Origin of the sequence: Mesorhizobium sp. M7A.F.Ca.ET.027.03.2.1, assembly GCF_003999175.1 — a bacterium.
Lineage (GTDB): Bacteria > Pseudomonadota > Alphaproteobacteria > Rhizobiales > Rhizobiaceae > Mesorhizobium.
Map to the genome: position 1 here is coordinate 1 of NZ_RZOM01000435.1, position 4,765 is coordinate 4,765.

At 65.0% G+C, this 4,765-nt stretch carries 4 protein-coding genes and 1 pseudogene; 4 read left to right on the top strand and 1 reads right to left on the bottom strand.

The genetic code is table 11. The features are described 5' to 3' along the window. On the bottom strand, window positions 1–1,356 hold a 1,356-nt coding region (locus EN750_RS19000; RefSeq protein ID WP_145967767.1), incomplete at its 3' end, for a DNA alkylation response protein. 193 nt (window positions 1,357–1,549) lie between these two features. Here EN750_RS19000 and EN750_RS19005 point away from each other — a divergent pair. From EN750_RS19005 to EN750_RS19020, 4 genes and pseudogenes are all read left to right on the top strand, one after another. Further along, window positions 1,550–2,509 (top strand): aspartate carbamoyltransferase catalytic subunit, encoded by a 960-nt coding sequence (locus EN750_RS19005; protein ID WP_127327334.1) that lies wholly within the window; start codon window positions 1,550–1,552, stop codon window positions 2,507–2,509. After that, a complete protein-coding gene (locus EN750_RS19010) occupies window positions 2,506–3,792 on the top strand; it encodes a dihydroorotase (protein WP_127397325.1) in 1,287 nt (428 codons plus the stop codon). The genes EN750_RS19005 and EN750_RS19010 overlap by 4 nt, the downstream gene beginning before the upstream one ends. Before the next feature lie 58 nt (window positions 3,793–3,850). After that, the gene (gene plsY / locus EN750_RS19015) at window positions 3,851–4,438 is read left to right on the top strand and encodes a glycerol-3-phosphate 1-O-acyltransferase PlsY (protein ID WP_127397326.1); all 588 of its coding nucleotides are present in this window, start codon (window positions 3,851–3,853) and stop codon (window positions 4,436–4,438) included. 17 nt (window positions 4,439–4,455) lie between these two features. Beyond that, a pseudogene (locus EN750_RS19020) lies at window positions 4,456–4,765 on the top strand (DNA-protecting protein DprA); the annotation flags it as partial.

Here is a 4,765-nt window from a genome sequence, read left to right on the forward strand (position 1 = left end):
GTCGATGCCGGCCAGCACATCCTCGAACAGGCCGGGCGCACGGCCGAGCACGCGCAGCACATCAAGCGCCATGACATTGCCCGAGCCTTCCCAGATCGCGTTGACCGGGGCCTCGCGATAGTAGCGGGCGAGTGGCGCCTCCTCGACGTAGCCGTTGCCGCCTAGGCACTCCATCGCCTCATAGAGCAGCGGGGGCGCGATCTTGCAGACCCAGTATTTGACGACCGGCGTCATGGCCCGGGCAAACGCCGCCTCGCCGCGATCGCTGGCCGCCTCGTCGAAGGAGCGCGCCAACCGGAACGACAGCGCGGTGGCGGCGGCCACGTCGAGCGCCATGTCGGCCAGAACGCGCTGCATCAACGGCTGCTCGATCAGGGTCGAACCGAACACCTGGCGATGGCGGGCGTGGTGAACGGCCTCGGCGAGGCCCGCGCGCATGATCGCCGACGAGGCGATGGCACAATCGAGCCGGGTCAGGGTGACCATGTCCATGATCGTCTTCACACCGGCACCGGGTTCGCCGACCATCTCGCCGATGGCATTGACGAATTCGACTTCGGAGGAGGCGTTGGAACGGTTGCCGAGCTTGTCCTTCAGTCGCTGAAAGCGGAAGCCGTTGCCCGAACCATCACCGAGAACGCGCGGCACGAGGAAGCACGACAGCCCCTCCGGCGCCTGCGCCAGCACCAGGAACGCATCCGACATCGGCGCCGACATGAACCATTTGTGCCCGGTCAGACGAAAAAAACCGCTGCCGGCGCGTTCCGCCCTCGTCACATTGGCGCGCACATCGGTGCCGCCCTGCTTCTCGGTCATGCCCATGCCGAGCGTCAGCCCGGTCTTCTCGACCGGCGGTTTCTGGCTCTGGTCGTATTTGCGCGTCGTCACGCGCGGCGCCCATTCGCGAAACAGTTTTGGGCTGGCCATCAAGGCCGCCAGCGAAGCGTTGGTCATGGTGATGGGGCACAGATGCCCGGTCTCGAGCTCCGCCGTCAGATAAAACCGGGCGGCACGGACTTGATGGCGGCGGCCGATCTCGGTGTCGCCGTTCTCCCACACCGAGGAATGCAGCCCGTTGGCCACAGAGCGGCGCATCAAGGCGTGATAGGCGGGATGGAACTCGACCACGTCGATGCGCCGTCCCTGGCGATCATGCGTCCTGAGCTTCGGCGTCTCGACATTGGCGAGGCGCGCCAGTTCCTGCGCCTCCTGCGTCAGCACGAAGCGGCCGAGACCGTCGAGATCTTTGCGCACCGGATCGGAAAAACGCTCCGCGAGCTGGATCAGCAACGGATCGCCCCGCCAGGCGTTGCCGCCCGTCAGCGGCGGCGGCTGGTTCGTCACGTCGTCGGTCACGCCCAATCCTTCTATCGTCAGAAAGCCACGAATCCGAGGCTGTCGGCTAGATATAGCCAAGCCATGCAGCGCGCGCGATGAAAATACCGGCCGATACAATCGGCCATCTATACGAAAAAATTGAGGAGAACGGCTGCAATGCAAAGCTGGCGCTTGCAGCCGCAAAGTCTCCACCCTATAGCAGCGCCTTGAGATGACCGACGCTTCGTCCCCCTATCCTCATCGCCATCTTCTGGGCATCCGCGACCTTTCCCCCGCCGATATCGAGCTGTTGCTCGACAGGGCGGACCGAGCGGTCGCGATCTCGCGGCAGTCCGAGAAGAAAACCTCGACGCTGCGCGGCCGCACACAGATCAACCTCTTTTATGAAGCCTCGACGCGCACGCAGTCGTCGTTCGAGTTGGCCGGAAAGCGGCTCGGCGCCGATGTGATGAACATGTCGGTTGCGAGTTCTTCGGTGAAGAAGGGCGAAACGCTCATCGATACGGCGATGACGCTGAATGCGATGCGGCCCGACATATTGATCATCCGTCACCAATCGGCCGGTGCGGCCGCGCTTCTGGCGCAGAAGGTCGGCTGCTCCGTCGTCAATGCCGGCGACGGCGCGCATGAACACCCGACACAGGCGCTGCTCGATGCGCTGACCATTCGTCGCGCCAAGGGCCCGCTGTCGAAGCTCATCGTGGCAATCTGCGGCGACATCCTGCATTCGCGCGTGGCACGTTCCAACATCATGCTGCTCAACGCGCTCGGCGCGCAGGTGCGCGTCGTCGCACCGTCGACGCTTCTGCCCACCGGCATCGAGAAGATGGGCGTCATCGTCACCCGCTCGATGGCCGAGGGCCTCAAGGACGCCGATGTGGTGATGATGCTGCGCCTGCAGCGCGAGCGCATGGAAGGCGCGTTCGTGCCTTCGGTGCGCGAGTATTTCCGCTATTTCGGCCTCGATGCGGAAAAACTGAAGGCGGCCAAGGGCGATGCGCTGGTGATGCACCCCGGGCCGATGAACCGCGGCGTCGAGATCGCCTCGGAAATCGCCGACGGTCCGCAGAGCGTCATCCAGGAACAGGTCGAAATGGGCGTCGCCGTGCGCATGGCCGTCATGGAAGCGCTGCTCGATCCGCGCCGCAACCACGAGGGCCGTGGGGCATGAGCATAACGGTTTTTGAGCGCGCCCGCATCGTTGACCCCTCGCGCGGCGTGGACGAGGTCGGCACTGTCATCGTCGATGGCAAGAAAATCCTTGTCGCCGGCAAGGCGGCGCTGAACCAGGGCGCGCCCGAGGGCGCAACCGTTGTCGACTGCGCCGGCAAGGCGATCATTCCAGGCCTGATCGACGGCCGGGTCTTCATCGGTGAACCGGGCGGCGAGCATCGCGAGACTATCGCGTCGGCAAGTGTCGCGGCGGCGGCCGGCGGCGTCACCTCCATCGTCATGATGCCCGACACCGATCCGGTGATCGACAATGTGGCGCTGGTCGAGTTCGTGCTGCGCACGGCCAAGGACACGGCCATCGTCAACGTCTTTCCGGCCGCGGCGATCACCAAGGGCCTCGACGGGCGCGAAATGACCGAGTTCGGCCTGCTGCGCGAAGCCGGCGCGGTCGCCTTTACCGATGGCCGCCACACCATATCGAGCGCGCTGGTGATGCGCCGCGCGCTGACCTATGCGCGCGACTTCGGCGCCACCATCGTGCACGAGACGCAGGATGCGGACCTCGGTTCGTCCGGCGTGATGAACGAGGGCCTCTACGCCAGCTGGCTGGGCCTCTCCGGCATTCCGCGCGAAGCCGAATCCATCCCGCTGGAGCGCGATCTGGCCCTGGCGCGGCTGACGCATGGTTCGTACCATGCAGCAAAGATCTCGACGGCGATGGCAGCAAACGCCGTCACACGTGCGAAAGCCGACGGGGCGACGGTGACGTCAGGCGTGGCGATCCACAATCTGTCGCTCAATGAAAACGATGTCGGCGAATACCGCACCTTCTTCCGTCTGACCCCACCTTTGCGCGCCGAGGAAGACCGGCTGGCGATGATCGAGGCGGTCAGGGACGGCACGATCGACATCATCGTCTCCTCGCACGATCCGCAGGATGTCGACACCAAGCGCCTGCCCTTCGCCGATGCGGCGGCCGGCGCCATCGGGCTGGAGACCCTGCTGAGTGCGGCCCTGCGGCTCTACCACAATGGCGACGTGCCGTTGCTCAGGCTTATCGAGACCCTATCCACCGCTCCCGCAAAACTGTTCGGCCTGCCCGGCGGCACGCTGAAGCCGGGCGCTGTCGCCGATCTTGCGCTTGTCGACCTCGACGAACCCTGGATCGTCAGCGAGAGCGGCATTCGTTCGCGCTCGAAAAACACCTGTTTCGAAGGCGCGCGGCTGCAAGGCAAGGTCTTGCAAACGCTGGTTGCGGGCCGCACAGTGTTCTCCGTCTGAGCCGGCTACCGCGCACCGCGCGTGATCCGGCTTGTCAGGGGGAAATGCGGGGGAAACAATGACTTACAGCCTCATCCCAGCACTCGTGTTTGGCTATTTGCTTGGCTCGATCCCGTTCGGGCTCCTGCTGACGCGCGCGGCCGGCCTTGGCGATGTGCGCAAGATCGGCTCCGGCAATATCGGCGCCACCAACGTTCTGCGCACCGGCAACAAGGGCCTTGCCGCCGCGACGCTGCTGCTCGACGCGCTGAAGGGCACGGCCGCCGTGCTGATAGCAGCCCATTTCGCGCCTGACCTGGCGATCTGGGCCGGTCTCGGCGCCTTTCTCGGTCATCTCTTCCCGGTCTGGCTCGGTTTCAAGGGCGGCAAGGGCGTCGCCACCTATCTCGGCGTGCTGATCGGCCTTGCCTGGCAGGTGGCGCTGATCTTTGCCATCGCCTGGCTGGTGATGGCATTCCTGTTCCGTTATTCCTCGCTGGCGGCGCTGACGGCGGCGGTCATCGTGCCGATCGCCCTCTATGTCCTGAGCACACCGCAGAATGCGGCCTTGTTCGTGGTTATGAGCATCATCGTTTTCATCAAGCACCGGGAAAACATTTCGCGCCTGCTTGCCGGCACCGAGGGCAAGATCGGAGCCAAGGGGTGAGCGAGCCTGCCGCCGTGGTGAGTGGGCCGGCCGCCGGGCCGCGTCTCAGCGACCGGCAGCGGCTGAGCTGGCTGCGGCTGATCCGCACCAAGAATGTCGGCCCCGCATCCTTTCGCGACCTCATCAACCGTTTCGGTTCGGCCGAGGTGGCGCTGGAGATACTGCCGGAACTGATGATTTCAGGCGGCGCCATCCGGATCGCTCGCATCCCTTCCATTGCCGAAGCCGAGGCCGAACTGGAATTAGCCGGAAAGGCCGGCGCCCGCTTTGTCGGGATCGGTGAAGCAGATTACCCACCCCTATTGCGCAACATGGACCATCCGCCGC